This window comes from Pseudomonas sp. HY7a-MNA-CIBAN-0227, from assembly GCF_040310325.1.
Classification (GTDB): domain Bacteria; phylum Pseudomonadota; class Gammaproteobacteria; order Pseudomonadales; family Pseudomonadaceae; genus Aquipseudomonas.
This window is the reverse complement of the sequence record NZ_JBEOPT010000006.1, coordinates 301,261-328,015: the sequence shown is the minus strand read 5'-3', so window position 1 is coordinate 328,015 and position 26,755 is coordinate 301,261. Positions and strand designations below refer to the sequence as shown.

General features: G+C 55.7%; 30 protein-coding genes and 1 pseudogene. 12 read left to right on the top strand and 19 right to left on the bottom strand.

Annotated elements, in window-relative coordinates; all coding sequences use genetic code 11:
* Positions 1-41: 41 nt before the first annotated feature.
* The 12 genes from AAEZ06_RS13455 to AAEZ06_RS13400 form a co-directional block, all read right to left on the bottom strand.
* Positions 42-386: a head decoration protein gene (locus AAEZ06_RS13455; RefSeq protein ID WP_350614703.1), complete on the bottom strand. Its 345-nt coding sequence runs from the start codon at positions 384-386 to the stop codon at positions 42-44.
* On the bottom strand, positions 383-1,522 hold the full coding sequence (locus tag AAEZ06_RS13450; protein WP_350614701.1) for a head maturation protease, ClpP-related: 1,140 nt from the start codon (positions 1,520-1,522) through the stop codon (positions 383-385). Before AAEZ06_RS13450 ends, AAEZ06_RS13455 begins: the two co-directional genes overlap by 4 nt.
* A complete protein-coding gene (locus AAEZ06_RS13445) occupies positions 1,519-3,000 on the bottom strand; it encodes a phage portal protein (protein WP_350614699.1) in 1,482 nt (493 codons plus the stop codon). The genes AAEZ06_RS13450 and AAEZ06_RS13445 overlap by 4 nt, the downstream gene beginning before the upstream one ends.
* Complete coding sequence (locus tag AAEZ06_RS13440; RefSeq protein WP_350614697.1) at positions 3,000-3,206, bottom strand: phage head-tail joining protein; 207 nt, start codon at positions 3,204-3,206, stop codon at positions 3,000-3,002. The genes AAEZ06_RS13445 and AAEZ06_RS13440 overlap by 1 nt, the downstream gene beginning before the upstream one ends.
* Position 3,207: 1 nt before the next feature.
* Positions 3,208-5,220 carry a phage terminase large subunit family protein gene (locus AAEZ06_RS13435; RefSeq protein WP_350614695.1) on the bottom strand — a complete coding sequence of 671 codons (2,013 nt, stop codon included), beginning with the start codon at positions 5,218-5,220 and terminating at the stop codon, positions 3,208-3,210.
* Positions 5,221-5,224: 4 nt separating this feature from the next.
* Positions 5,225-5,782 carry a terminase small subunit gene (locus AAEZ06_RS13430; RefSeq protein WP_350614693.1) on the bottom strand — a complete coding sequence of 186 codons (558 nt, stop codon included), beginning with the start codon at positions 5,780-5,782 and terminating at the stop codon, positions 5,225-5,227.
* A 202-nt stretch (positions 5,783-5,984) separates the two neighbouring features.
* Positions 5,985-6,329: a phage holin family protein gene (locus tag AAEZ06_RS13425; RefSeq protein WP_350614691.1), complete on the bottom strand. Its 345-nt coding sequence runs from the start codon at positions 6,327-6,329 to the stop codon at positions 5,985-5,987.
* Between the two features lie 527 nt (positions 6,330-6,856).
* The gene (locus tag AAEZ06_RS13420; RefSeq protein ID WP_350614689.1) at positions 6,857-7,222 is read right to left on the bottom strand and encodes a PA0613 family protein; all 366 of its coding nucleotides are present in this window, start codon (positions 7,220-7,222) and stop codon (positions 6,857-6,859) included.
* A complete protein-coding gene (locus AAEZ06_RS13415; protein WP_350614687.1) occupies positions 7,215-9,431 on the bottom strand; it encodes a VapE domain-containing protein in 2,217 nt (738 codons plus the stop codon). Before AAEZ06_RS13415 ends, AAEZ06_RS13420 begins: the two co-directional genes overlap by 8 nt.
* On the bottom strand, positions 9,421-9,648 hold the full coding sequence (locus tag AAEZ06_RS13410; protein WP_350614685.1) for a TraR/DksA family transcriptional regulator: 228 nt from the start codon (positions 9,646-9,648) through the stop codon (positions 9,421-9,423). The genes AAEZ06_RS13415 and AAEZ06_RS13410 overlap by 11 nt, the downstream gene beginning before the upstream one ends.
* Positions 9,641-10,159 (bottom strand): phage regulatory CII family protein, encoded by a 519-nt coding sequence (locus AAEZ06_RS13405; RefSeq protein ID WP_350614683.1) that lies wholly within the window; start codon positions 10,157-10,159, stop codon positions 9,641-9,643. Before AAEZ06_RS13405 ends, AAEZ06_RS13410 begins: the two co-directional genes overlap by 8 nt.
* Positions 10,160-10,490: 331 nt before the next feature.
* The gene (locus AAEZ06_RS13400) at positions 10,491-10,751 is read right to left on the bottom strand and encodes a hypothetical protein (protein WP_350614682.1); all 261 of its coding nucleotides are present in this window, start codon (positions 10,749-10,751) and stop codon (positions 10,491-10,493) included.
* A 75-nt stretch (positions 10,752-10,826) separates the two neighbouring features.
* Between AAEZ06_RS13400 and AAEZ06_RS13395 the strand changes: the two genes are divergently transcribed.
* From AAEZ06_RS13395 to AAEZ06_RS13355, 9 genes are all read left to right on the top strand, one after another.
* On the top strand, positions 10,827-11,552 hold the full coding sequence (locus tag AAEZ06_RS13395; protein ID WP_350614680.1) for a LexA family protein: 726 nt from the start codon (positions 10,827-10,829) through the stop codon (positions 11,550-11,552).
* A 313-nt stretch (positions 11,553-11,865) separates the two neighbouring features.
* Complete coding sequence (locus AAEZ06_RS13390; RefSeq protein WP_350614678.1) at positions 11,866-12,456, top strand: hypothetical protein; 591 nt, start codon at positions 11,866-11,868, stop codon at positions 12,454-12,456.
* Between the two features lie 9 nt (positions 12,457-12,465).
* Positions 12,466-12,750 carry a phage antirepressor KilAC domain-containing protein gene (locus AAEZ06_RS13385; RefSeq protein ID WP_350614676.1) on the top strand — a complete coding sequence of 95 codons (285 nt, stop codon included), beginning with the start codon at positions 12,466-12,468 and terminating at the stop codon, positions 12,748-12,750.
* 155 nt (positions 12,751-12,905) lie between these two features.
* Positions 12,906-13,232 (top strand): pyocin activator PrtN family protein, encoded by a 327-nt coding sequence (locus AAEZ06_RS13380; RefSeq protein WP_065929207.1) that lies wholly within the window; start codon positions 12,906-12,908, stop codon positions 13,230-13,232.
* A gap of 48 nt (positions 13,233-13,280) precedes the next feature.
* A complete protein-coding gene (locus AAEZ06_RS13375; RefSeq protein ID WP_350614674.1) occupies positions 13,281-13,682 on the top strand; it encodes a hypothetical protein in 402 nt (133 codons plus the stop codon).
* Positions 13,679-13,900 carry a hypothetical protein gene (locus AAEZ06_RS13370; RefSeq protein ID WP_350614672.1) on the top strand — a complete coding sequence of 74 codons (222 nt, stop codon included), beginning with the start codon at positions 13,679-13,681 and terminating at the stop codon, positions 13,898-13,900. The genes AAEZ06_RS13375 and AAEZ06_RS13370 overlap by 4 nt, the downstream gene beginning before the upstream one ends.
* Entirely contained in the window at positions 13,897-14,439 is a 543-nt protein-coding gene (locus tag AAEZ06_RS13365; protein ID WP_350614670.1) for a phosphohydrolase, read from the top strand. Before AAEZ06_RS13370 ends, AAEZ06_RS13365 begins: the two co-directional genes overlap by 4 nt.
* Positions 14,436-14,732 carry a hypothetical protein gene (locus AAEZ06_RS13360; protein WP_350614668.1) on the top strand — a complete coding sequence of 99 codons (297 nt, stop codon included), beginning with the start codon at positions 14,436-14,438 and terminating at the stop codon, positions 14,730-14,732. The genes AAEZ06_RS13365 and AAEZ06_RS13360 overlap by 4 nt, the downstream gene beginning before the upstream one ends.
* The gene (locus tag AAEZ06_RS13355; RefSeq protein ID WP_350614666.1) at positions 14,729-15,010 is read left to right on the top strand and encodes a pyocin activator PrtN family protein; all 282 of its coding nucleotides are present in this window, start codon (positions 14,729-14,731) and stop codon (positions 15,008-15,010) included. Before AAEZ06_RS13360 ends, AAEZ06_RS13355 begins: the two co-directional genes overlap by 4 nt.
* A 38-nt stretch (positions 15,011-15,048) precedes the next feature.
* On the opposite strand, the gene AAEZ06_RS13350 is transcribed toward AAEZ06_RS13355, so the two are convergent.
* From AAEZ06_RS13350 to AAEZ06_RS13335, 4 genes are all read right to left on the bottom strand, one after another.
* Entirely contained in the window at positions 15,049-16,293 is a 1,245-nt protein-coding gene (locus AAEZ06_RS13350) for a PP_RS20740 family protein (RefSeq protein WP_350614664.1), read from the bottom strand.
* Complete coding sequence (locus AAEZ06_RS13345) at positions 16,290-18,269, bottom strand: ATP-binding protein (RefSeq protein WP_350614662.1); 1,980 nt, start codon at positions 18,267-18,269, stop codon at positions 16,290-16,292. Before AAEZ06_RS13345 ends, AAEZ06_RS13350 begins: the two co-directional genes overlap by 4 nt.
* Before the next feature lie 12 nt (positions 18,270-18,281).
* Complete coding sequence (locus AAEZ06_RS13340; RefSeq protein WP_350614660.1) at positions 18,282-19,334, bottom strand: DNA cytosine methyltransferase; 1,053 nt, start codon at positions 19,332-19,334, stop codon at positions 18,282-18,284.
* Between the two features lie 86 nt (positions 19,335-19,420).
* Positions 19,421-20,515 carry a tyrosine-type recombinase/integrase gene (locus tag AAEZ06_RS13335; protein WP_350614658.1) on the bottom strand — a complete coding sequence of 365 codons (1,095 nt, stop codon included), beginning with the start codon at positions 20,513-20,515 and terminating at the stop codon, positions 19,421-19,423.
* Between the two features lie 1,394 nt (positions 20,516-21,909).
* Here AAEZ06_RS13335 and AAEZ06_RS13330 point away from each other — a divergent pair.
* The 3 genes and pseudogenes from AAEZ06_RS13330 (at position 21,910) to AAEZ06_RS13320 (ending at position 22,892) form a co-directional block, all read left to right on the top strand.
* Positions 21,910-22,140, top strand: coding sequence for a hypothetical protein (locus AAEZ06_RS13330; RefSeq protein ID WP_350614656.1), 231 nt, complete (start codon positions 21,910-21,912; stop codon positions 22,138-22,140).
* Positions 22,070-22,402, top strand: a pseudogene (locus tag AAEZ06_RS13325) (SOS response-associated peptidase family protein); the annotation flags it as partial. The gene AAEZ06_RS13330 and the pseudogene AAEZ06_RS13325, both read left to right, overlap by 71 nt.
* 103 nt (positions 22,403-22,505) lie before the next feature.
* Positions 22,506-22,892, top strand: coding sequence for a DUF2513 domain-containing protein (locus tag AAEZ06_RS13320; RefSeq protein ID WP_350614655.1), 387 nt, complete (start codon positions 22,506-22,508; stop codon positions 22,890-22,892).
* A 74-nt stretch (positions 22,893-22,966) separates the two neighbouring features.
* Here AAEZ06_RS13320 and AAEZ06_RS13315 read toward each other — a convergent pair whose 3' ends face one another.
* From AAEZ06_RS13315 to AAEZ06_RS13305, 3 genes are all read right to left on the bottom strand, one after another.
* Complete coding sequence (locus AAEZ06_RS13315; protein ID WP_350614653.1) at positions 22,967-23,761, bottom strand: DNA adenine methylase; 795 nt, start codon at positions 23,759-23,761, stop codon at positions 22,967-22,969.
* 158 nt (positions 23,762-23,919) lie between these two features.
* Positions 23,920-24,969, bottom strand: coding sequence for a phage portal protein (locus AAEZ06_RS13310; protein WP_154845341.1), 1,050 nt, complete (start codon positions 24,967-24,969; stop codon positions 23,920-23,922).
* The gene (locus tag AAEZ06_RS13305; protein WP_350614651.1) at positions 24,969-26,726 is read right to left on the bottom strand and encodes a terminase ATPase subunit family protein; all 1,758 of its coding nucleotides are present in this window, start codon (positions 26,724-26,726) and stop codon (positions 24,969-24,971) included. Before AAEZ06_RS13305 ends, AAEZ06_RS13310 begins: the two co-directional genes overlap by 1 nt.
* Positions 26,727-26,755 lie beyond the last annotated feature (29 nt).

The window sequence follows — 26,755 nt, the reverse complement described above, 5'->3', positions numbered from 1 at the left end:
AATCCCGCACTCGGCGGGATGGATAAACAGGGGTGAACGTCTTAGCGGACGATCAGAAAATGGACTGCCAGGGCTTTTTCGGCGGCAGGATCGAGGCCGGTCAGGTGCGCTTCGCTGACCTCGGCCATGCGCACCACTGCGCGACCGCGCCTAACTACGTCCGACTCACCCAGAGGGCCGTAAAGGATCGCGGTGGCGTTTTCCGTACCATCCTCGGCGATGGGGTTGTACGGTGAGAATTCACCCGAGAGCGTTACCAGACCGAGGATCTGACCCGGTTGCAGTGCTGCCCCTGCCGCGACGTTGATGGCTTCGCGAGAAATATTGCCGGCACCTTCGGACAGCAGAAATTCCCCCGCGTGCATCGTTTCAAGTTTGACGGTCATGCTCTTGCTCCTTTCGAGGTTCCGTTCTGCGCCGCCTGACGGGATGCCCAGATCGCTTGGGGGTCGGCCTGTTTGGCCTTGATAGTGGGTGCAGGGTCATCGGCCAACGGCAGACTGTTGTCGATTTCAAAGCCACCGCTGCCCACCAGTTTGTCGAACAGACGAGCCCTGACAGCGGCCTCATCCAGGCCGGCAGAGATGAACTCGCCGGTCAGTTCAGGAAGACGTGCGGCAACACAAAGACCGTGCAAGGCTTTCGCCTTGATCAGTGCCGCCTGGACCACGGCTTCGCTTTCTAGCTTGGTCGTGGCGAGCAACGGTTCCACCAGGTTGCTGATGCCTGCCGCTGCACAACCCTGCGTGACCATCAGCGCCAGTTTGGCCGCGTCCAAAACAGGGGCCGGTGCCGCCGGATTGTCCGGCTCGGGAGACTCAATCTCTGGCTCCTCGTCAAGCTGGGCGAGCAGTTCAGCCGGGGCATGCTGGAAACGCTGCAACACACTGCCCTGGCCGAGACAGGCTTTGACCTTGAGACCGTCGCCCACTTCATCAGCCAGGCCCAATGCCACTGCCTCATTGGCGGTGAGCCAGGTTTCTGCGTTGACCATGCGCCGCAACTCGGCTTCGTCGATGTCCGGCGCCTTGGACTTGTAGGCCGCAATGATCGCTTCCAGAGTCTGGTCCAGCACATCGGCGACTCGGCGGAAGTCTTCGGCATCACCACCGGCATAGGTGTAAGGGTTGTGGATCATCAGCATGGCGTTGGCCGCGATCACCACCCGGTGAGCGCCGCAGACCGCGACACTGGCAGCACTCGCCGCCAAGGCATCAATGCGCCCGGTACAGCGCTCTCCCAAGCGCGACAGCGCGTTGTGGATAGCCAAGCCGTCGAACAGATCACCGCCAATGCTATTGAACGCAACAATTACCGGTGAGGCGCCGTCATCCATGGCGCGCAGGTCTTGGACGAATTGATTGGCGGTGACTCCCCAGGTACCAATCTCGCCGTACACAAACACCTCAATGGTGTGTTGCTCTGCTTCGCCGCTGGCCTGGAAGGTGTACCAGGTCTTGTCCGCCACCTTTACTCGTTTACCTGCTTTGTCCAGGATGCGCGGGAGCGCTTTTTTGCTCATGGTTGTTCCTTGTCATCGATCAGCTCGATGGCTTCAAGAGTGGTGTAGTTGAGGCCAAGGCCCGTGGCTCTAGCGAGGTCAGCGGCGTTTTCTGCGTCGACCGTTTCAGCGTCGTAGCCGGTGCGCAGAACCATCTCACTGCGCGAGGCAAAGCCCGCCTGCACTTCCATCCGACGTGCCTGTACGTCCTGCACTGGCTGGATGTAAGCCCAGCCCTGCGGTACCCAACGCGTGCGCAGGTATTCGCGGCGACGTTGCGCGTAGTCCTCCAGCACCAGGGCGCCGGATAACACCGCCATGTCCATCCACGCGGCCCGCACCGGGCGGCACAGCTGATGCACATAAACGCCGAATTGCAGTTGCTCCAAGCGCCGCCGAAACTCGTTGAGCACCACCCGCAGCGCCCGGTCGTTGACCTCCCGCATGTCGCCCGTGAGGATCTCGTAAGGCGTGCCCGACCCCGCCGCCGCCGCCATCAGTTGCTGACGCATGAAGTCCGGGTAGTTGTTGCCGGCGTCCGGTGGTTTGGAAAACTCAACCTCTTCACCAGGACCCAGTTCTTGCATGGTGCCGGGCTCCAGCGCAACCATCGGTGTGAAACCGTCGCGATCAGTGGTCAACGGCTGACCCGTCACCGGATCGCGAGGCGTCTGCCCCGTATCAGGTGCCGGCCGGCTGATGAAGCCGGCAAACAAGTTGGCGACTTCTTGCCGGAACAACACCGCGTCGTCGTAATTGTCCAGGCTGCGCAGTCGCTTCAACACAGGCGCCAGGCGCGGAACACCGCGCAACTGGCCCGGCTCGACCGGCTCGAAAATGTGCAACACCTGGGCGGCCGGCACGCGCACTAATTGGTTGTAACCGATGTTCAACGACGACGAATCGCGAGGGTGTGAGCGGTACATCCAATAGGCCACACGTTTGCCGGTGGGGTTGAACTCGATCCCGGCACGGATGATGTTGCCGTTTTTGGTGGTCTCGAACTTGTCGTGCGGGACAAATTCAGGAGCCAGGGTTTGCAATTGCAGCGGCACCGCCAAGCCTTCATCCAGGCTGCGCGGACGCAACCGGACAAAGCACTCGCCCGACGTTTCAACCGTGCGAGCGACAAGGGCCTGCTGGCCGTAGAAGTCGGTCAGCTCATCAGCGTCCGCCTCATCCGCCCAGTCCTCCCACAGCTCCTGCATCAACTTGCGCAGATCCGCGTCATCCGTTTTCGGCCTGGGGTTAATACCGGTGCCGATCAGGTTGCTGACGCGCTTGTCGATGACGTTGAAGGCATACGGATCGTTACGCACAGCCGCCCGGGATCGAGCGCGCAGGTTGCGTAGCGCCGGGGTGTTGATGCTGTTGATACCGTTGTCGCTGGCTTCCCAACTGGCCGAGCGGCGGCCCTCCCCGGCGCCTTCGTAGCTGGCCTTGATGTTTGACGGCAGCAAAAATCCACTACGGGACAGCGTCGGAAAGTGACGAGCCATTAGAGTCCCTTGCCTCCGTGGTAAAGCCGAACCACCCGCGAGCGGGGGCCGGCGGCATTGGTCAACGACGTGCGGATCTCTTCGCGAGCCCGGAGCAGTTCATCGACCGTGCGGTACTCGACGGTACGGTCGCTGTAGCGCACGGTCTTTTCACCGCGTGCAATGGCGCGCTCGATGGCGTCGAGATGCTTCTGGGTAAAGGACATATCAGCGTCTCTTCAGGTAACCGCTGGTGGAGCTGCGGCGTGGTGGGGGTGTAGCGGGTCGCGATTGGGCGACCGGGGCAACAGGTTGCGACTGCCGCGCTGCAACTGGTTCAGGTGTTTCGTTGTCGTCGATGCGCTCACCCTGCACAGGCTTGATGCCCAGCGCTTCGTCAAACAAGCCGGACTGAGCCAGCGACTGCCGTACCCGTTCCCAGTCGTGCTCCTGGTAACGGTTGATGCCCAGGTAGTGGGCCATTGCCAGGCAGTACACCATCAGGTCGAGCGCTTCGTTGCGCTCGGCCTTACCCTTGACCCACTCAATGCGCTTGTGGCCTCGGACGTAACGGGCAACCTTGCGCTCTGCCACGCACTGGGCGAAGAACTCGTCCGGTAGGTCGTTGGCAAAGTGCAGCGCGCCCGGCCCGGACTCAAACGGGTAACGGTTGTAGATCCAGTCCTTCGCGGTGTCGGTACCGACGAACCACAACTCGGCGCCGCCCCGTTCGGTCTGGCCCTTCCAGGTCACATCGACCATGGACGGGCGCTGAGCGATCACCGGTTTGCCGGGCTTGCTCGCGCCTTTGATGGCGAAGACGTTGCGCCAGCGACGGACGCGGCAGAACTGGTAGACCTCGTCGGTGTGGTGGCCGCCGGAGTCGACGCCCGTCGCGAGAATCGCCAGCCCAACACCGCACGGATGCCGGTAACGAACCTTGAGCTTTTCGTCGAGCACGGCCCATGTACGCTCATCGGCAGGGTCGCCCCAGATCACCTGGTGGTCGACCACCCAACGTTCCATGCCGACGCCGAAGCCCATGACCATCAGTTCCAGGCGGTTGGCCTGCACGTCAACTGCGCCCGTCAGCATCAGCACAAAGGGCGGCATGGTACCGAGGGTGTACGGTTCCAACCTCGCCCGAGCGATCAGCACCTCGGCCTTGGTTTGCTCTTGCGCGCTGTCCCAGACCTTGGCTAGACGGGTGTTGTAGAACACCTGCATGGGCTCAAGATCGCCTTTAGCCTTGGCTTTCTGGGCCTTCTCAAACTGCTTGGCGAGTGACTTCCAGTCCATCCAACCTAGCGGCGAATACAATGCGTTGAGATGGAAGCCCACCGTTTCGCCATCGCCCTCGGCATGGGCACGCCATTCGCCTTTGGCGAGCATCTCGCCCTTGTGGTACTCCTCGATCAGCACATCACAATCTGGGCCAGCGCACTGGTAATGCACGACACTGTAATCTTTCGAGTAGTGCAGCCGCTCCCACTCCAAGGTTTGCATGTGCCCGCAGCTCGGGCACGGCACGTAGTAATAACGCTGGTCACTGCCCTCGAACAAATCGTCGATCCGTGACGCACCCTTGATCGTCGGCGAGCTGGAGAAGTAAAACTTGGCGTTGCGGCCGAAGGTACTGCCCCGTGTTTCTGCCAGTTCAATGGGGTCGCCCTCCTCACCGATGTCCACTTCCCAACGGTCAATCTCATCGCCATAAACATATCGCGCAGACAACTCTGAAAGGTTGGCCGCAGAGCCGGCGGTGGTGACGTACAGCGATCCGCCTTCAAACTCTTTGGTGTCCATGGTGTTGCGTGAGTCTCGCGACCGACTGGAGGCGACACGCTCACGCAGCACGGGCGTGGCCTTGATGGTCTTGTTGATTCGAGATGACACCCGTTTAGCCAAGCCGAGGCTGGGTAGCAGCGCGAGGATGTTGGACGGCGCCATATGGATCAGACCGCCGATCCAGTTCAAACCGATCTGCGTTTTCATCAACTGCGAGGCAACCATCGTGATCACGCGCTTGCAGGGGTGAGCCGGCGATAGACAGCGCATTGGCTCGCGGGCATACGGCGTGCGCGAGGTACGGTACTGGCCTGGCTCAGCGGCACCAGTATCACGCGGGATCCGCATGTACTCGTCGGCCCACTGGTCAATCCAAACATCCGGGTCGGGCCGCAGCCCACGGAAATACGCCTCACGGTACACCTCTGCACCGTCAGGAATTTCCGTAGGCATGGGCTTAACTCGTGGTCAGTGCATGTTCAAGATCAGAGGAAGACATACGTTCAGCGTCCTCCAGCGAGCGCCGAATGGCTGCCGTCAGGTGCCTTTCGATTTGCCAAGGATCGGTCATCGCGGCCAGCTCCGGTGCAAGTTGCGGGGACATCCCCAGCAGTTGATCCCGCAGCAGGCGGCCCGCGTTGTAAGCACCGGTTCCCACGGCTTCGCGGTCCACCAGAGAGCCTTGCTGTTTGCGAAAGTTGGCTTGTTCTTGCAGGGCAAGGTAGTGCTCTCGCAGAGCGCGAGACTTCTGAAAATCTGCCGCCTGCCCGACTTGCGGCACCGCAGGTTCTTCGACGGCTGTTTGAGCCTCTCGTTGAAGGCGAAGCCGATTGTGGCGGTCGGCGACGGCGGCTTTGCTTGGGTCAGCAGACTCAACCAGCAAAGCTTCGGTGGCTTCCAGCTCGACCTTGCCGTCCTCAGTCAGCACCAGCCGATCCTGATTAGCCAACTTGGAAACATAAGATTTAGCCCAACCACGTCGTGCCGCAAACTCCGTTTTGCTGATTACGGTCATGTTGGAATGTCCTGTTCACCCAATGAATACTGGGGGTTCACCTGTTCACCTCAGTTCACTAAGCTGGTGAACTGTCCGCTAACGCTTTCCCGCGAGTCCCATGCCCCGTGCCCTTCAAATACCGCCAGGGTCCCCGGCAGTTTCTGGCGCACCATTTTGATACAAACCTCTACAGACCACGTATTACGTGGCCTACAGCACATTAAGCCTGGCCGCCGCCCGACGGCGGTACATCGCACACACCCAACCGCCTGGCAGCCCAGCGTTCGTACAAGCCAATCGCGACATCGGCACCGGCCATCGCGGTGAGGCAGCCGATGCTGCCCGCCGCCAGGACCGACACTCCCGAAGCGTGGAGCAACATCATCGTGGAGAGTCCGCAGACCACACAGGCACCGGATCGAAGGAGCAGGCGGCGAACCAATGACCAACCGCTCACCCCTGCCTTGTCGGCCCGCCATGCCTCGCCCGATATCCCGCCAACCAGGGACAGCATGATCACCATCCAAATCGGCATCTCAATAAGCGCTTGCTGCTCGTTCGTCATCGCCCTACCCCATAAACGCGAAAACCCGGCGCAATGGCCGGGTTCAGTGTGGTGGTGCGTGCCGCTCTCTGCGGTCGCACCTATCGAAGATGGGTACTTTTTACAGGTGGATTATCATGGCAGCAAGCTAGTTTTAATGCCATGGAGCAATACGGGTGCAACACAGGTATGACGCAGGTGTGACGGAGGTACAACGCATTTAATCGGCTATCGCTTCTAATACCATGTCCTACCTGTCCCACTGTTCAAAGTCGAAGTAGGACAGCTACAGGCGCCTAAATTCGGGGCTCTGCCCTACTGTCCTACCTTATTTACTTTTCTCTTGTGTATAGAGAGAAAACTAAAAGCACGCATGCGCGACACGGGCGCGATTACATGCCCGCTATGCTTACATGTGCATGAGGTGGGTAAAGGTTGGACAGTAGGACAGCCCAGCAACGACGCGGCCTGCGCCTGTCCAGCTACACTAAATGGCAGTCGGACAAGGCCGGACAGTAGGACAGTGGCACGCGGAGTGATGCCAGGGGTCATGCAGCCTTCCCCATCAACATGCCGGCGATGCCCACATGGGCATCATGCAGCCGACGGTAATAGGTCGGCGCGCTGCAACCGCAGTGCAACATCTTCTGCGAGAGGAAGCTTTCGTAGTTGCAGTAGTGCTCCAACACCACCAAAGCCAGTTCAGGCGCCAGGTGTTTGTTGACGATCAGCTCTATATCCGCCGATTCATCCAGCAGCACCCTACTACCGCGAGTCCCGCGTATCAGCTCGCCCTTGCACTCCATCAACATGGCGATCATGTTCCCGCCAGTCGATCCGCCGTAGGTTGTGGTCACCGGCGAATGCAGATCCTGCGCCCAGAGCTTGAGCATCTCATCGATTCGCTTAATCAAAGCAAGGCTCCTCCACCAGAACCGTCTGCAAGGCAGAAGGACGTCCCCAGGCCGCTGGCTTCTGATAGGCCCACTGCCGTATACCGCTTTTAGCCAGAGCGGGCATTCGCTTCTTCCGCCAGCCGAGACGGTGCATGATTGCGCCCACTCGCATCTGCTCGGGCTTGCCCCAATGGCCGAAGTCCAACTTGAGCGCCTGGGTCAATATCTCGTTGCCGGTGGCGGTTTCTCCAAGCTGCGACTCCTCCAGCCAGTTGAGAATCAGCCCTTCCCACTCATCCACCACGAACCGTTCGTCCTGTGCCTCGGCGAACATCCAGGATTCGTCTTTGGTCACCCACCAGATATCGCCGGCCTCAAAGCAGAACAATGCTTCGGCCCACAGCTGGTCGCGGATCTCGCGCAGTTTTTCCAGATCAACCTTGTTGCAGAACACCGGCCAGTAACGGCGGTTGCCCGTGGCGTCCTTGAGGTATTCCTCTTGGTTGGTGGTACCCACGAACACACACTGGCGTGGCACGTCATTCGTTCTGCGGCCGTAGCTCTCCCGATAAGTGTCGGTGGACGCCGAGAAGAACTGTTTTGCCTTGGTGCTCTCGGCCTTGTTGAAGCTATCCAACTCCCCCAGCTCTACGATCCACTTGCCGCGAATCGCCTGGAAGCTGTCCTTGTCACCGAGGGCAAAGGGTGTGTCCATAAACCACTCGCCACCGAGAATGCCCATGGCCGTGGACTTACCTTCACCCTGCCCGCCTTCGAGGATCATTACCGAGTCAGCCTTGCAACCTGGGCGCATCACCCGAGCCACCGCCGAGATCGGCCAGCGCTTGCCAACCTTCACCGAGTATTCACTGGCCTGGACGCCAAGCACATCAGTCAACCAGCTTTCCAACCGAGGCACGCGGTCCCATTCAAGTTTCTCCAGGTACTCGCGCACCGGATGAAACGCATGGTCGTGGGCAACCACGCTCACCGCCTCGATCACATGCGAGGCCTTGACCCGCAGGTTGTACTGCTGCGCGAGCCACTTCATCACCCGCATGTCATCGATGTCAGCCCAGTCGCCGGCACCGCCGCCAAAAGGGGCAGATCGCAGCTTGATGATCTTGGAGCTGAACACGCTGTAACCGATCACGCCGGCCCAGCGTTCGTCGTTGCCCAGGATCAGTTCGACGTTTTGCATGTGTGCGATCAGCGAGCCGTTTTCAGTACGGGCCAGTTGATCCTTCCAACCACCGGCTGCAGGAGGCTTGACCACCGCCAACACCTGACGGCGGACAGCCTCCAATCCCTCGGCGACATGTAGATCGTTGAAGTCGGTCCACTTGATCTCACGCTCGCCGGAGAATACTGGTGCGACCACTTGACCGCCGACGATCAACGCGGCGTTGTCGGCTTTATCTTGACCTGGGTTCCAGGGCTCACCGTTGGGGCGCTTGGTTTTCCAGTCATCATCCCGACAGATGATCAGCGGGCAGCCGGGAAAGCGCTCGCGCATTGCCTTGGAGACCGGCAACAGGTTGCCTGCATCGAAGGCGATAGCGACTGTCAGCGAGGTCGCCATATGCAGGCTTGCGCCCGTGGCGTAACCCTCACACACCAGCACCGGCTCGCCCGGTTCAGGGTGTGGGCCGATCAGATGAAAGGCGCCCTCTTTCGACATGCCGTAGGGCCAATAGGCCTTATCGCGCCCGGTGTCTTCTTGCTTCGCCGGGAAGATCACCTGCAGGCCGACGATCTGATCCCGCACGTTGCACATAGGCACCAAAAATGCGCCAGTTCGTGGCGCATAGCGGACCTTGAAGCCGACGATCTGTTTTCGATCCAGATAGGCGCTCTTGCCCTTCTCCGGCATTCGCTTGAACAGGCTGGCTGCACGGTTGGCCGCTCGGCGTGCCGCGTTGGCCGCAACCTCAGCGGCCTTGCGTTTGGCCTCTTCCTGGCGGGCGCGCATGACTTCACGCTCTTCCGGGCTCATGCGACCGGCCTTCACCTTGATCTTTTGCGACTCACCCGAACGCCAGTCACCGAAACTGCCGAAAATTAGCGTTTCGTTTTTCTCGGTGCGATGTTCGTGGACTACATACCAGCCGTTTTTTTCCTTGCCCTTGTCCTGGGAGGTCTTGCAGCGGGTCAGCTTGCCGAACACCAGAGGCTGCTCGGGCTCAAGGCCGTAATCCGCGAACTGATTGATGACTTCATCGAGCATAACGAGCCCTCTTCAAGTCATCCACAGACTGGCACTCAATGCAGAAGGTGCAGCCCGGCTGCGCTAACCGCCGAGCCTCTGGAATCGGTACGTCGCAACTCTCGCAGAACATAAGGGAGTGCAGCACCGTGACTGATTTGAGGGCACTACGAGCAGCAAGTGCTTGGTCCAGGCGCTCTTGCACCAGGTCATTAGCAAAGTCAGCAATATCAGCCACGGTCATTCCCCCGGGTAGACTGGTTGACGTACGTGGCGCGGTTAAACATCCCCAGCAACCCCCGAATACCGCGAAACACCTGTAGGCGGATCTCGGCCAGCTCCTGATCGCTGACCACTCCATCACCAATGCTCTTGGCCCAGGTGTCAGCCAGATCAGCCACCTGCCGAAAATAAACAGCAATGCCGGTGGTCAAGGTCTCGGGCATGTCGTTGGTGTAGGCCTCTGCCAGCTCCTGCCAGGTCGTGTCGCCAACCAACGCATGCACCGCATCGAGGATGCGACGGTCCTTGGTCAGTTCGAGGATCTCGCCGAACTCCTGAATATTCACGGAGTGGCTGGGATGGGTAGGAGAAAGCTTGTGCTGGAGTGTGGTGGGATTGCGGCCGGTGGTGACGGCGATTGCAGCAGCGCCACCGGGATAGTCCCGAGCAGCGTGGTAGAGCGCCAAATCGAGCGGCAGGACTTCCCGCGTTGCTCGATCAACGCAACTCAGAGCGATTCGGCTCATGGCATTAATCCTTATAAGTTGCCAGTGCCGCGCGACGTGCAGTGGTGGTACATTTGCCGCGTGGCTTGAAAGGGCCCAAACGCCGGCAAGATCCTCAAGATCGAAACCGGCACCGTGCCGGGGCGAGCGATCCGTCGCTTACCCCTGGCGCAACAGCTGCCCAATCTGTGGTGGAGAAGGCAGCAACACCAAGGCATCCGTGCCCTGGAAAGCGCGGTAAAGATCGACGGTTTGCATGTGGTGTGCCCGCCTATCTTTATCGCGACCCGACAGCGCTGTGGTGGTGCGTGTCGGGAGGAACTGGGCGGCCCTTGGGTCGCCTTTTTTCTAACTACGCTGCAGCTTTTTGCGGTGCAGATGCGGTAAGCAACCAAGCAGCCTCGAACGAGTTGCCCTTTTGCTTTGCAGCCGTTGCCAGAAGGACAGCATATTTCGTTTCACCGGTGTAATCGGTTCGCGGCAAGCTGGCTGCCAGGCGCCACTTATTCAGCGCCTGATAGCTCCTGTCACACACCTTCGCAGCGGCTCCGATACCACCGACTGCTTCAAAGGCAAACGCTATGGCATTTGGAAAGTCTGACGGGTTCAGCATTTGGACCTCCTTCAACTGTTGGTTGATAGTAAGGATCAACTGACAGATTAGCAACTCCTATGTGATCATCAACCTATGATTGATAAAGAAAACTTGCGCTACATGTTCGCTGAAAGACTCCATGCAGCACTTGATAACCAAGGTGTCCGCAAGCATGGGCGTGGGTCTGACATCATTAAGCAACTCAAGTCCAAGGGCGTCATCAAGACGCCCCAGGCTGTGAGTAAATGGCTCAACGGAGCAGCAATTCCGGAGGTTGATAGCCTCACAGTGCTATCGGAATGGCTAGGGTGTCGCCGAGAGTGGCTTGAGCATGGAGTGATGCCTGTTTTCCCTGAACGGCCCTCATCTCAAGCGGCCCATGAAACTACCGGCAATACCATCATCACTAGCGCTCATATGGGAAAAGTCCCACTAATATCCTGGATTCAAGCTGGATCGTGGTGCGAAATCCCTTCAAGCGTCGAATCCTTTGATGCAGAACTATGGCTCCCTTGCCCCGTCAACATCAGCAAGTCTGGGTACGCACTACGCGTAGTCGGTGACTCAATGACCAACTATGGACCAGGTAAAAGCTATCCGGCAGGATGCGTAATTTTTGTAGACCCTGAGCTAGCTGTAAACAACGGCGACCGGGTAATTGCCACGATCCCTGGCACTAATGAAGCAACCTTCAAAGTCCTAGTACAGGATGCAGGAAAGCATTTTCTAAAGCCTATCAACCCACAGTACCCAATCATAGAACTCACAGAAGACATGCAAGTCTGCGGCAAGGTCATAGGAACTTTCACTCCCGAATGACTAACTGAACAGCCACGGCTAGATACGCGCCTACCAGTCAACGCAATAATCTGTGCCTTTTTTCACCTGTAGGTTGTTGACTTATTTTAACCATTGGTTGATATTCGCCTCACTCTCCCACCACAGAGCGAGGCAACACCATGCACACCACAGCCACCCTGCACGTCCACCCGGCCGTTGCGAACCCCTTCCGCATCTTCGAGGTCCGCCGTCTGGCTCAAGATTGCGGCTGTACCTTCATCGCATCCAAACCCAAGCTGAAACAACGCACTGCGCCTGCTCCGTTTGATCCGAATGGCGGAGGGCATGCGGCATGAGCAAGCTCAAACTCGACAACCGCACCCTGACTCTGCTCAAAGCCCAGGTCAACTTGACCGAGACCTTCAACCACGTCCTGCGAACCGAACCACAGCGCCTGGCCCTGTCCTTTCGCCTGAAAGTTGAGCGCCGCAAAGCCGACACGCACTTCACCGTTGAGCTGGGCGTCGAACGCCACACGCTGACCCTGCCCAACAGCAAAAAGATGCATCTCAGCCTCGCGGACTTCATTGAAGAGATCGTCAACGGGCCAGCCGATCCAAGCAGCCAGGTCGAATCAGCGTCCCTGCCGCACGCAGACCGACGCTACGGCGTGTTTGAGATTGAACACAAGCAGCGCGTGTTCGACCTGGTGCAAACCGGCGGCGCGCTCAGCCTCGATATGGGCTTTGAGCAACCGATCAACCTGGCAATCCACCGCAACAAAACCCGCGCTGGCATTACCACCATCATGAGCATCGGTGTCAGAAAGCCGCGCACCAAGTGCTTCACGGTGTACGGCAGTGACGTGGAGATCTACTCCATGGTGGCCGAATCCATAACTCACCTGGCAGCCGTGGCGACTCCCGCCGCGCATGCAGCCTAGGAGGCAGAGATGGAACGTAGCCTGGATAAAGCCGCCAAGTACTTCGGCCTCACCCGCCCCAAACTGATCTCGCTGATGCGTGACAAGGGCTTGCTCACTGACCGCAACCTCCCGGCGTTCCCTGTCCGTGACCGGGAATACCTGCGGATCAAGAACGGCAACTGGTACCACGAGACGGCCGGGATGCAATACAGCCAGTCGACGAAGGTCCGGCAAGCCGGCATGCCCTGGCTGGCGATTCAGTTAGGCCTCGAACTGCCAGCCATCCCGGCAGACAACCGTGACGTGGCCTAGGGAGTACGCCCGCCAGATCGTCGCCATGCACACACGCGAGGAGCGCAATGCCGCGCTCCTCGAAGTGCCGGAGCATCTGCGGGAGTTGACTAAACGCCATTGTTTGAATGCCTGGAACCACCCTTCACGACTCAAACGCAAGGAGGCCGCCGCCCATGAGCAACAACAGTCAAACACCGCTACGGCTGCAACCCGCGCCGGATAGCGCAACCGTCGAGATGCTGCACCAACTCTTCGGAGACGTGCTTATCCCCCTGGAAAAGCTGCGCGTGCATTACTTCAAGAACCTCAACGAGAAGACCTTCACCGAGGCGATCAACAGCGGCCGCATTCAGCTGCCAGTTACCACCCTGGATCACAGCGTCAAAGCGTTGAGGTATGCCCACATCAAGCACGTCGCAGCACTGATTGATATCCGCGCCTACAGGGCGGATGAGGACATGCCGCGACCACAAACTGATTCAACCGAGCCAGAGCAGTAAAACCAACGGCTGCCACCACCAGCCAACAAACCACCAGGAGCACACCACATGACCGTAATTCAAATCTGCGCACTGATCAGCATAGTAATCGCCGCCGGTATCCTCTACTGGTTCGGCTATCGAGGCGGCCTCACGGACGGCAAAAATGATGGCTACGACGAAGGCTATTCTGACGGGTACGTCTTAGGCCGGGACGAAGCTTCAGCCGCATACGCAGCCTCTCTCAAAGAAATGTCAGATCAATGCATGCACACCGAACTCCTATTGAGCCGGGAGCCGCAAGACCGTTACACCCTTCTCGCCATTGCCGAAAAGCTGAAGCTCGCCGCAGACACCTTCCTCGCCGTTAGATCCGAAAGCCAAGCAACGCAGGCACTTGCCCTACGTGACAAGGCACTGAATATGGCTGCGCTGATGGACCGTTTCGAGCTGAAGGGGGATGCCGCATGAGCCGAGCCATCCCCATGCTGCGCCTGACACCCCAAGCCGCCGGCACACTGCAGCAGCAACAAGCTAAGGCCACCAAGGAACTGCGCGCACTAACCCTCTACAGCAAAGAGTTCGACCGTCAGCTGAAAGCGCTGATCGGTTATGACGCTCTGCGCCAATTGCACAAGGCCACGGACAACGCCCTGCTGCTGGCGGATCCGGTAAAGGAGGCAGCATGAACTGGATCCTCACCTCCACCGGTAAGCGCTTTGACTTGTTCGAACCCGACGCCGACATGATCGATCCACGCGATATCTCGCATTCGCTGGCCCATTTGTGCCGCTTCAACGGCCACACCCGCGAGTTTTACAGTGTGGCCCAGCACAGCTGCATCGTCGCTGAGCTGGTGCCGGAAGAGCACAAACTCGCGGCATTACTTCATGACGCACCCGAGGCGTACCTGGGCGACATGACCCGACCGCTCAAGCAGTGGATCTCTGCCTACCGGCACTTCGAGGATGTTATCTGGGAGCGCGTTTGCGAGCGCTTTGACCTGGTCCTTGAACTCCCTGACTGCGTGCACCAGGCCGATCTGATCGCACTGGCGACCGAACGACGCGACCTCATGCCAACCGATCCGGCTATCTGGGATTGCTTGGCCGGCATCGAACCCATGGTTGAAACAATCCGTCCTTGGTCTGCCGCCGAGGCCCGAGTCACCTACCACCAGCGGCTGATGGACCAACTCGCTATCGAACATCGGAGGAAAGCGGCATGAAGAACCAACAGGACTACACCAGCGATCTGCCCGCTTTGCTCCGCGCTGCAGACAGTGTCGACACGCTAGAAACAAACAGTCTCTGCTGCGTAGCAGCAGGCATTATTGCTCCTTCCAGCGCCACTGCCGAGGCACTTATACCCCACGAAAAGCTGCGCGGGGCAGCGCTCGCTGATGCAACGCTGAACGCTCAGACACGCCCGCTCGCGCAGCCTGCTGTGGGGTATGCGCAGCTCTGCGAGTCAAAACGCTGGGTAAAGATATCGATGAATGAAAGCCAGGAGGTGCCATGAACACGCTATTTTTACTCATGGCGCAATACAACGGCAGAGCGATCATTCCCCTCAGCCAAGTTTGTGGTGACTACATGGGGTTGACCGTTGAGAAGCTAAAAAGCAAATGCCTTTCAGGGGAGATCGATCTTCCCATTGTAAGGTTAGGTGCCGTCAGCCAAAAGGCAGCTCTCGGAGTTCATTTAGCAGATTTAGCTGACTACATAGATAAACAACGAGCGAAAGCGTCTGCAGAGCACGAAAAATTAATGGGTAGAAAAACGATTATACCAAGTTGACGACATGGGGGAGAGCATCTCTCCCCCATGAAAACTAATCAAGCAATCCCGCGATTAGCTAACCAGCTTTTGACTTTACCATGATCATCTCGAGCCCAATCAACGTAAGATGCAATGTCATATCTAGCCGACTTCATTAAACTCGTAGATGAATGAAGCATTTCTTCGAAAACATCGTCATCAGCCATATGCACATCAACATTTATTAACTTCGAAACGGATTCGACAATGGTTAATCTGGCTCGGCTAACAGCAGCAGCGACATCCTCTGCATTTAGATTCGCCCCGGCCCCAGCCAATCCAAACGCGTCTATGGCTTTATTGGGAATATGTTTGCACCAAAAACCAAAAGACATCATATCGCAAGCATCACCTTCCCGCTGAACCACGTTGTAGCCGAAAAGCTGTAGCATTTTTGACTTATGGGCAGGGGGACGACCTGCTAATGCGCTCAAGACCCACTTACCGATTCCAGCGCTCACCAGATTATTATAAGAAGGAGCGTCAACTTTATTGACGTCAATACGTCGTTCAACGAGCACTTCCTTTCCAAATATCTCAAGCTCGTTACATTTATTATAAACAGCCTCATCCAAATCAAAAATCTGCTCTAAAGCCTCAACAAACTTTCTAAATGCCCCCTCATGAACCATATCTTGATTTGTTCGGGTGGTGACAAAAAATAGCCAATCTTCAGTTCGATTATCTGCCTGATGCCTTAGCAGCTTAAAAAGGGCATCATAGTAATTGCTTTGCTTTTCCTGCGGGGGCGACTCAAGCATACTACGACACAAATCGATGTTTATAACATCATAACTAGAAGCTCGTTTAATGATATGTTCCTGTGCAATTGATTTATCTACACACAAACGCTCCAATTGATCCTCATAAACATCAGACGACGGATCTATGTATTGCAATCCATGAAGCTCATTGATAGAAATCAATTGATCCATGGTAGCTTCTTTATCACCCGCTGTAATCTCATTCAAACCAATAAATTTCAGCCGAACTTCTTTAGCAGCACAAACAGTGTAAAGCGAACGCACATCGAGCAAATCGGACCCAGGAAGACTTAAGTATTGAAGCGACCTACCCTTCTCCTTCAACCGAAGGTGATCAATCAAATTTGCTGCGGCAGTATTCCATTGTTTATTTCGAATATATTGCTTTCTAGGTTTATGCCAAGGCCAAAATTTTGTCTTGAGGGAAACCGAGCCATGGGCAACATCATCATAACCAAGACCAACATCCAAATCGTCTCCGCTATCCATGCTCATCATTTCTTGATATCCATAAGGAAAATTTTACCAATAGCACCTATGAGACGCTCGACCTCGACAGGACTCAAACTAGATAAAAGCCCGTAAGACTCTAGGATTTCAGCAACTGCTACAAGTTTATCTTCATGTAGCCCCAAGCGTGCCTTTTCAGTGGAGGTAGCACCTCGAGTGCTCGAAAGAACCGTCTCTCTATTAATAGAGATCGTTCCAGGTTCATCCAAGAGCGAAGGCTGATCACCTTTCAAAGCAGAATAGAAGCGCACGGATCGATTTTCAGTAAAATCAACCACAACTGAGTTAATATTTGATTTAACCTGCTCTATCTTTAACTTGTTTTGCAAAGTAGCAGTATCTTTGCTCAGCGCCTTGTGCTTGCTCATAAATTGGCGCAAAGCGTTATGCATCCACCGCTTCAGATATTGAAAATGCGGATGTGCAATATTAAACGATTCCCTATCGATATTTAGTGCCGAGTCAAGCCCTTTGATTGCAAACACCTCACCAGACAGTTGCCTCAATCGAGTTTGCTCTGAAATCTGGTAATCCAAAAAAGCGGAATCAAACAATGTACCATTAGCACCATTGATTCGAATCAAGCAGCCATTATGCTCAAGAGGAACCACCTTACTGTTCCAGAGCATATAATATTCAAACTCAAGCTCACCACCTCGATATGTTTCAGGCACGCTACTTAACGAAGGGCTAGCTCTACCAACGAACATTAATTGCCCTCTGGCCCTATCAGCTTCGCCCGCGATGGATATTGGCCGGCGCAGTTCAACCCCATCAATAGTAACCGAGAATGGAAGTTTACTTTCTTCATGCCTAGCCATTAATCCGAGCTTAGACTCTAGCGTCTCTTCACCTTGAAGTTCGAGTTTCTCCGCGGCACTACCTCTACCCCCATTGTTTATCAAGTAAATCTCCACATTATCGGAGGCAGATACTTCATAGGGGTGTTTTTCGATATACTGAATAGGCACTGATAAACTGATTGACCATATCATTCTTAGATATGAATCAAGGGAGTTTAGCAACTTAACATTTCCACGCTTCGAGTCCGCGACAAGCGAGCTCACCTGCGTAACTAATTTTCGAAATTTATCTACAGGGTCATCTGAAGGGAGCCACGGCAGCTTTGACGTAGTGATCAAGACATCTGGATTGTTTGGATCAATCTCACCAATATGAAAATCTGGCTCTCTAGGGAGATCCTTAAGCTCGTCCTCTAAATCAAACTCAACCTCTTCAACATCCCCACCTACAGCTTCCCGCTCAAACTGAATTGCATTCCACAATAGCTTCGACTGCAAGCTTTCTTGTACAAATGGTCGGACATTCAATAGTGTAATTTCTGTACCCGACGAGTCCAGATCTTCAGCAGGGACATATGTTATCTCTGCCTTCCCTGTAACATAATTATCTTCATCCGTCTCAGCTACAACATCGGCCTGCGGGCGTAACAAAATATCGCAGACCAGACGCTTATTATCCCCTTTAACCTTCGAGACGATAACAATGTGATGAGTAATCTGTGAAACCGAAAAAAGCCCAATACCAAGCTTCCCGATCAATCGGCGCTTCATGGGACTGAGATTTCTATCCAGTTCACTAGTTACGTCATGATATTTGCCATCCTTGCTGCGCTTTAAACTGCCGCCGATATTGCAAATAATATGAGCTAGTGTATTTTCATCCAATCCATGCCCATTATCTCTAACAACGATTTTCGAGAAGCGAGGCGCATCGGTAAAAACCCGCACCTCAGTTGCATCGGCGTCATAGGAGTTTGCTATTAATTCACGAAGCGCCGAAGCTGGCTCCCTGTAGATCCCATCCGTTATTCGTGCAAACACACGCTGGTTGGTTTTTAACGTCGCCTGCACAGGAGTATCATAAAACTTCGACGCGGCTAACTGACGACGCAATATTACTTCTTCATCAGAGAGTCCAATTTCACTGCTAATGTCATCCATAACCAGCTCACCTTACATAACTTGTGCCATTATCGATTCTGCTATCCTCTCCGCGACCGGAGGCGGCACAGCATTCGAAACTTGCTTGACCTGCTGACTCATATTCCCTTCAAGTACATATTTAAAAGGAAATCCTTGTAACTGCAAAGCTTCGTAGATGCTCAAACGTCGCTTACCATTCGGATGAACATGTATTTCACGATTCCCATACGCAACCGTCCTACTCGGTTTCATCCAATCCAATTGAATAAATGAACGACCACCGACAGGCATCACTCCCGTTTCAAAGCGCTTTGATTTTGGTCGGGAGGTCCAATGATTTTGATGAAATGGAATCGATTCTGCGACTAAATTTCTCGATAGATAAACGGGATCGGGCAAATCGCTAATGACATCACCGACGACCTTCTCTTTCAAAGGCGACGGCGCTGGAAATACAAACTCACTGACACCAGAACTCTTACACACACCAATTATAAACAAACGTCGACGGGCTTGGGCAACCTGATAATTTCTGGCGTTCAGCTCTCGCTCATAAATATTAAAGTTTTGCGAAAGCTCTTTTCGCAACCCTTCTAGGAAACTTTTATTCTTCTGAGCCCGGATTTCTGGTACGTTCTCAAATACGAAAAACTTCAAACCAAATTTATGATAAAAAGAATTCACGATAGCTGCATACTTGAGCGCTAATTGATTTCGTGGATCTTCTGCATGTCGCCCTGTGTTGCCACGAGAAAACCCCTGGCAAGGAGGTCCGCCAATGATTCCAGCAATTTCTGGATTTTCACCACACGTCTCAACGATAGAATCACACAGCTGCTCTACAGTTGTGTCCAAGAGATCAACAACGCGCCCTAAATCCCCTGGATGATTTCTGTTGTATGTTTTTATTGCCGCGGCGTCATAATCTGCGGCGTAGCAAACTTCAAAACCAGCGTTGGTAAACCCGAGATCAAGCCCACCCGCACCGCAAAATAAACTAACAACTTTATGTGAATGAGATGAGAGGCCGTTGCCTTCAGTCTTATTTTTTACTATAGCCATATTAGCGACTGAAGCTTCCATTAAAAAAACCTGCTCAAAAATTACAGCCTTATACCACATGCAGCAGAGGCGCTCAATCCACTATATTGAGACCCATGCACCTAAAATCATGATTGAATTGTTGCTTTAAGCCACACCCAACCTTCGTAAATATCTCCCCGGCCGCGCAAATGCGTGTACCTCCGGAGCGAGTTCCAATCTCTGTGCCCCGACACGCTCGACACCCTCGGAATATCCCAATCCATCTCGAACAGCCGACTCACCCCTTCATGCCGCAGGTCATGAAAATGCAGGTCTTCAATCCCCAGCATCGGGCAGGCCCGCGTAAAGGACGCCGACACCGACCTGGCGTTGTAGGGAAAGATTTCCTTCTCCGTTTTGGGCATGGACTGCAGAATTGCCCAGGCCTCATCCGGCAAATGACACCACACGTCATTGCCGATTTTTTGTCCGGGGTTCTTCATGTCCCTTACGAGGATGGCCTGCCGGGCGCAATCGAGATCCTCCCAACGAATCCGCGTAATCTCCTCCTGGCGGCGCGTCGAGAAGATCGCAAAGGCGATCAGCTTCGGCATGTCGATCTGGGCTTTGCGACGCGTCTGCATCTCGAAGTAATGCACCATGAGCTTGTCCAGCTCTACCAGCGCCGGCCGACGGTTGCGCTCTTTGCTTTTGCTGACCATACCCAGCTTGCGCAACACCTTTCGCGCATCCGACATGGCCAGCGGGTCTACCTCATAACCCCAAGCCGGCCGCGCCACAGACAACACCGCCCCCAGGTGCGACAGATCGTTGCCGACTGTCTGCGCCTGGACGCCACCGCCCTCACTGCTCATCCGCCATTGCGCGAATTCCACCAACTTCTGGCTGGTCAGCGCCGAGTCGTCGAGCTCGCCCAGCCAGGTATCCTTGATCGCCTTCAACGTGGCGTTCTTGGTCTTCCCCAGCGGACGGATCTTTTCGTACTCGTCCAGGTATTGCTCGATCATTTTCTTGATCGTCACACCTTTACGATTTGCGCGCTCGATGCCACCAGGTTCCGCCAGCTCTGTCTCCCGGCGCTTGATCCAGGCCTGGGCGACCTGCTTACGATCGAAGGTTTGGCTTTCCTGATAAACTGTCCTCCCATCCCGATTGATCCGTATCTGCGCCGTGTAGGCCGTCGAGTTGTCCTTGCGCTTACGTGATGTGATCGTGCCCATTTCCAGTTGCTACATTGCTGAATTCGATTGCTACATTGTAGCAACCCACTTCAAAAAACAAGGGAAAATGGGTAAAAACCGCTGTATAAAAGATCAGTATTAATGAATTTCGAAAAAGCTGAAGCCCACGTAAAACATAGCCATCGCCACCCTGAGCTGTCGCACCGCTTCAGCGTTGCGCCGATGATGGATTGGAACTGCTAATCCTACAGGCCCCGTAATACAAGCCTTTTAGCGCACCCCAAAAGTTCCCGTACCACTTCTGTACCACTCCCCATCTATATCCAACATTCCAGGCCGGGCTAACGCCGTCGTACGTGCGTGCCTGTCGCTCCAATCCTGACACCACCTACTCATGCGACGGCATCAACAAAACGATGCAAGCATTACGCGTGCGCATCACACGTATAGGGGCCTGGAATACACAATCTTGAGGGGGGGCAAAAAAAGAGTAACATAAGTAATCTTGACCGTTTTTTAAGCTCAAGCCATTGAAACTAAAGGGTTTTGTATTCGAGCCAAAAGGTAATCTTTAAGTAATATTGAAGTAATCTGATTACTCTTTATAAATGTAATTCTCACTTTTATAAAAACCCTTTAAAAACAATGGCTTGCCAAACAATTACCTTTTCAATTACTTCTCTGTTACTCCTTTTTGTAATACCAAACCCCACGGAATACGTGGCCTCCAGCCCATTCCCCACTGGTGGTTACTGAAATTACTCTTTTTGAAATACCCCCCCTCTACCTGCACAGCAAAGCCTCCAGACCTTTCGAATAAATACCCCCTCGGTGCAGGGTTCCGCAGGCTTTCAACCTCCCCACAACGCCGAGCAGAGCCCCAGCCTGGACCGCTGAGAATGGTCTGCAGGTGCGCAGAAAAAGTGACCCATTTAGCCCGCAGGCGAGGTGGGGGGACGACGGCGCGCGCCGAGTGCTGAAGCACGCTACTGCCCCGATGTAGCACGTCAGTGGCCCTGCATGTGGCACGCCAACTCCCCGGACCGACAGTGGCGAGCCAGGTACTGCCCTGGGTGCGACTGCTCGCGGGCCGAGACGTGCTGAAGGCCCCCGTGTTTATTGGGCTGCGTGGCCGCTTGCGCTTGCCGTGACACCTTGCAAATGCTATGTTTGACTGGGTTTTTTCATGCTATTGAAGGGCAAATTTTCATCTATCCCAGCTGACTTTTTTAGACCCGAATCCTCCCCCCTCCTACACTTCGTCGCCTCAAATCGCTTCATGGACAAACGTCAATTTCTGTATATACATACAGTATTGGATTCGTACCCATGAACAACGATGAAGACACCCTCGCTGGCTTGGCCTCTCTACTCCATTGCAAATGTACCAACAGCACTGCCGCCTACTGGAGAACGAGATCCAGGAACTGAACGTGCAATTGCGCAAAGCTCGGGAAGATGTTTTCGGAATCAGTCAGATGCTGCTGGATACCCAGGCGAAGAACACAGAGTTCGCCGGGTACCTACGTCAAAGGGGCGGCGAAGCATCTGAGATGCGAAAGCAGATCGACACCCTGACTACTTCACTGCGCGTATCTGATCCGCAGGCGGGATGGCGCGCCGATCCTGTGCGCAGCTATCGGCCAACTACCAGACGCCGATGAAGGCGCAGGCGAGCATGACGGCTTTGTGATCATCACCGCCGATAGCGCTGGTGGCATGGTGGACATCCACGACAGAAGGCCCGTGGTACTTGCGCCAGACCTTGCCCGCGAATGGCTGGACCCAACAACGCCGAAGGAGCGTGCCGAGCAGATGGTGTTGCACCAGGGCGTGCCGTCCGAGACCTTTGAATGGTTCAAGGTCAGCACCGCCGTGGGCAACGTAAGAAACAAGGGAGCCGATTTAATTCAGCCAATGCCCTAGAAATAAATTTCCACCGGAGATCTAAGCGGCCTTGCTAATGGCGTTGTAGTATCAAGTGTCGCTCGGTATTGAGCGAAGCCTGAGACGATGTAAGGAGACACGCATGCAAAGAGATATGGATTTGATGAGACTTGTGGTGCTTGAGGTTGAGAAGGACCATCAGGGACCAAATGAACTGGTTAGTTACGAAGACTTCGAAACCGACATGGTGATTGATGGGTTCACCCCAGCCCAAGTCGAGTATCACCTCAAACTGGCTATACAAAGCAGGATTTTTGATATTCCGGGTAACGCTGGGGGGCTTTATATTTTTTCGGGGCTAACTCCATCTGGGCACGATTTTGCGGACTCGGTAAGGGACGAAAAAATCTGGAAAATGACTAAGGAGGGAGCGCTGAAGGCAGGCGGTTTCACGTTCGAACTACTAGGCCAATTAGCGAAGGGATTGGTCAAGCAGCAAATCGAAAAGCGTACAGGTATAGCCCTGTGAAGAAGTAACAAGCCACTACCTCAGCAGCAGCTTGGTTACGCGGATATGGACTCATACCCGCTTTCCCTATTGATTCAGAACAGCATTCCAAGCGCTTCTGGCACCCAGTTCATTATTACTAATTCTCCGCTAACCTCCGCTTTCGCTTGGCGTTGGTTCGTAGTGCTGTATCGGATATCCAGCATTTCGAAGTGAAACCCGTCAAACACCTGCCGGATATCTGGGTGATCGTTGATGCTGACCATCACCTTGCCCTTGCAGCGGCGCATGAAGTCGGCCATCCGCTCGTAGTTTTCAAACGGGAAGTCCACGCCATAGCCTGCGGTCTGCCAGTAAGGCGGGTCCATGTAGTGGAAGGTATGCGGCCGATCGTACCGCTCCGCGCATTCCAGCCAGCCCAGGTTCTCAACGTAAGTGCCTGAGAGGCGCTGCCACGCGGCGGATAGGTTCTCCTCGATCCGCAGGAGGTTGATCGCCGGCCCCGTGGTGGCTGTGCCGAATGTCTGCCCACTGACCTTCCCCGCAAACGCATGGTGCTGCAGGTAGAAAAACCGCGCAGCCCGCTGGATGTCGGTGAGCGTTTCCGGCCTGGTCATCTTCTGCCATTCGAATACCTGGCGAGAGCTGAGTGCCCACTTGAACTGGCGCACGAACTCTTCCAAGTGGTTCTGCACCACGCGGTACAACGTCACCAAGTCGCCGTTGATGTCGTTGAGGACTTCAACCGGCGCAGCCTGGGGGCGCATGAAGTAAAGCGCGGCGCCGCCGGCAAAGACCTCGACGTAACATTCGTGAGGTGGGAACAGCGGGATAAGACGATCTGCAAGACGGCGTTTGCCGCCCATCCACGGGATAATTGGTGTGCTCATTAAGTGATCCTTGTTTCGACAATTGGATTCGCTTAGGCTTCGCCCCCCCTGCGCAGTGGGGCGAGGCCTTGGCTGGAGCACTCGGCTGGTTCGAGTGTTTCAGCGTCGAACCGGTGTTGACGCACCGGTTCGTCGCCTCGTTTACTGCGCAGGGGGTTTTAGGCCCCCACGGGAATTTCATAGGGTTTGAAGCGCACAACCTCCTCCCCGAGCCAGTCATTCACCTGCGCCATACGCGCCTGAATCGGCTCCAGTTCATTGGCTGCATAAATTTGCGCCGCCTCCCTGATTGACCCAAACCCACCCGCGTTCTGCGGCACGATGCCCATGAGCTGCGGCGGAATGCGTAAGCTGGCCAACACGTCGTCGCGGGTCTGGTTTTTGATCGAGTTGAATTCGTCCTTCGCCGTCACTTCGCTGACCGGGATGATCTGCAACCCATCCTTTTTGCCGTTCGGCGAGTACACGAACAGGTTGCGGAAGTTGCCAGGCCCCTTGGAGTCCTTCAGCGCTTTGCGCAGGGAGTCGACGTCCGCTTCGTTCTGTGCGGCGTCGGTCATGTAGAGGATGAAGCCGGCATGACTGCCGTTTTCGTAATACTTGCGGCGAAACAGCGTGGCCGACTCGTTCAGCAACGCCGATTGCAAGGCGCTGATCCACTCGGGCAGTCCGTACACCTCTTGGTGCAAATCCGCCTCCCTCAAATGGAAGACGGTGCCTAGTTCAAACTCGTGCTCTTCCTTCCAGCCCTGGACCATGAACTGCCGCCCGTCCTTGCCAGAGCGCATGTACTTCGCCAGCGGCGGCACCAGCTCGCGCACCGGGCCGAGCATCGAACGCCGCCCTTCCAGGTACCCGTTGCCCAAGCACAGAAAGTCCAGGGCGAACTGTTCGAAAGCCGCGCGCGACAGCAGGCGGTGCGGGATAAAGGTCTTACTCAGCAAGTTGCGCTTGAACATGAGCCCCGAGTGCAGATGCACGCTGGACCCCACCGAGCGCGCGAGGCCATCCAGTGAAAGCGGCGGCTCGTACCACCGCCCGTTAAACCAGCACTCCAGGTAATCGAACACCTCCCGGCCGCTAAGCACCGGTGATGGATCGCCAAAACTGAACGCCTCCATCTTGCTGTCACTGCGCGGAATGAATTCCTGCGTTGCAACCGTGGAAGCCTGGGCCACTTGCTTGGTATTTCTGCGGCGGTTCGACATCAAAAAATCTCCATCCGCCCGGTGTTGGCAGTGGTCTGCCCCTCCAGCGGTTCGTTGTGCAATGCGTGAAAGAGCGCCCATGCCAGATCGGCGTGGCCGGTGTTGTCGTTGCGGCCGGCGGTATAGGTGAATTGACGGCCGCCTGCGGTGATGGTCTTGCGGATAGCCATCAGCGACTGCGCCATGTCGGTCCAACCCGCGTCGAACTCCAGCCGGCCCTTGTGAATCACGTCGTACGCCTTCAGTACCAGGCGCGTCTTGACCTCGGGCGAGTAGCTGAAGGTGGTGACGTTGGGGAAGAATTGGCGCACCAGCTGCGCCACGCCGCTGCCCAGGCCGGTGACATCGATCCCGATGTACGTCACCCAGTAGCGGTTGCACACAGCTTTGATGAAGCTGGCCTGCGCTGCGAAGTCCATGCCGCGAAACTGATGCCGCTCCAGCAACCGAAACTTGCCCCCCGGTACCAGCGGCGGCGCGACCACCACCATGCCCGAGCAATCTCCGGTTTCAGCCGGGTCATAACCCACCCACACCTGGCGATCACCGAACGGCCGCATGGCAAACGGCTTGTAGTCCTCAGCCCACTCAACCCAGCTGTCGACCATGCACGGCTGCAACACTGTCAGCGGGAAGATGCTGGCACCGTCGTCGACGAACTCGCACATCAGCAGGTTGGCGAACGCCTCGGGGCTGTACTCCCGGCGCAGTTCCTCAATGTCGAACAGGTCGCAACCGCCCTGCTCTGCGTCGAGGATGGTGACGATCTGGCGCCACAACCGATCCTCACAGAACCGACCTTGCTGGAGTGCGCCGTGGGTCACGTCGACCTTGGTGTGCTGCGCCGCTGGCTTGCCCTTGTTGAAACGCTCACCAGTCCAGAAGGTGTAGGCCTCATGGGCCATGGTCGACGGCGTCGAGAAGTAGGTTTTTCGCCACTTCTTGTGCATCGCCATACCCGACGCGACCTTGTTCAGCTCCTCAAACTTGAACGTCCAGAAGAACTCGTCGAAGTAGAAATTGCCGTGGTAGCCCTGGGCGGTGCGCGCGTTGGTGCCGAGGAAAAACAGCTCGGCGCCATTCGGCAAAACGATGGGATCACCGGTCAACTCGACGCCGATAACCTCACGGGCAAATGCCTGGATGTAGCCACGAAATAGGTAGGCCTGGTTCTTCGAAGCCGACAGGAAAATCTGATTGCGCCCGGTCTCCAGCGCATCAATAAAGGCCTCGCGGGCAAAGTAGTAAGTGGCGCCGATCTGACGACTTTTGAGGATGACGCGGGTGCGCTGATTGCCCGCCCGGTACCAGTCCTTCTGGTAGTCGAAACACCCGTCGATAAACGCTTCACGCAGCAGCTCAATCTGATCTTCGCTGATGTCGTTTTTCGGGGTCTTTTTCTTTGGCCCTTCGTTGCGCTTGGCAAGGTTGGGGTTGAGTTCGGTTTCGGTACCACCGCCCTGGAAACGCTGAATGCGGGCCTGGCGCTCCAACTGCCGGTGCAGCAGGTCGATCTCTTTGAAGTCGCCGCCGCTCTTGCCTTCCTTGAGGATCAATTGCACCAAACGCGCTTCCAGTGCCCCACCGATGCGCTCGACGTTATCCGCCCGGTCCCACTCGTCGCGGGCCTTCCAGCTGTGTAGCGTTTTTTCCTTTTCGCCCGTAGCCTCGGCAATCTCGCAGATACGCCAACCCATCCAATACAGAAATTTGGATTGGCGCCGGGGATCGATTGGGAGCAGTTCAGTCGTAGTCATGGCCGCGATGCTGCCGCCCGCGCCTGCGA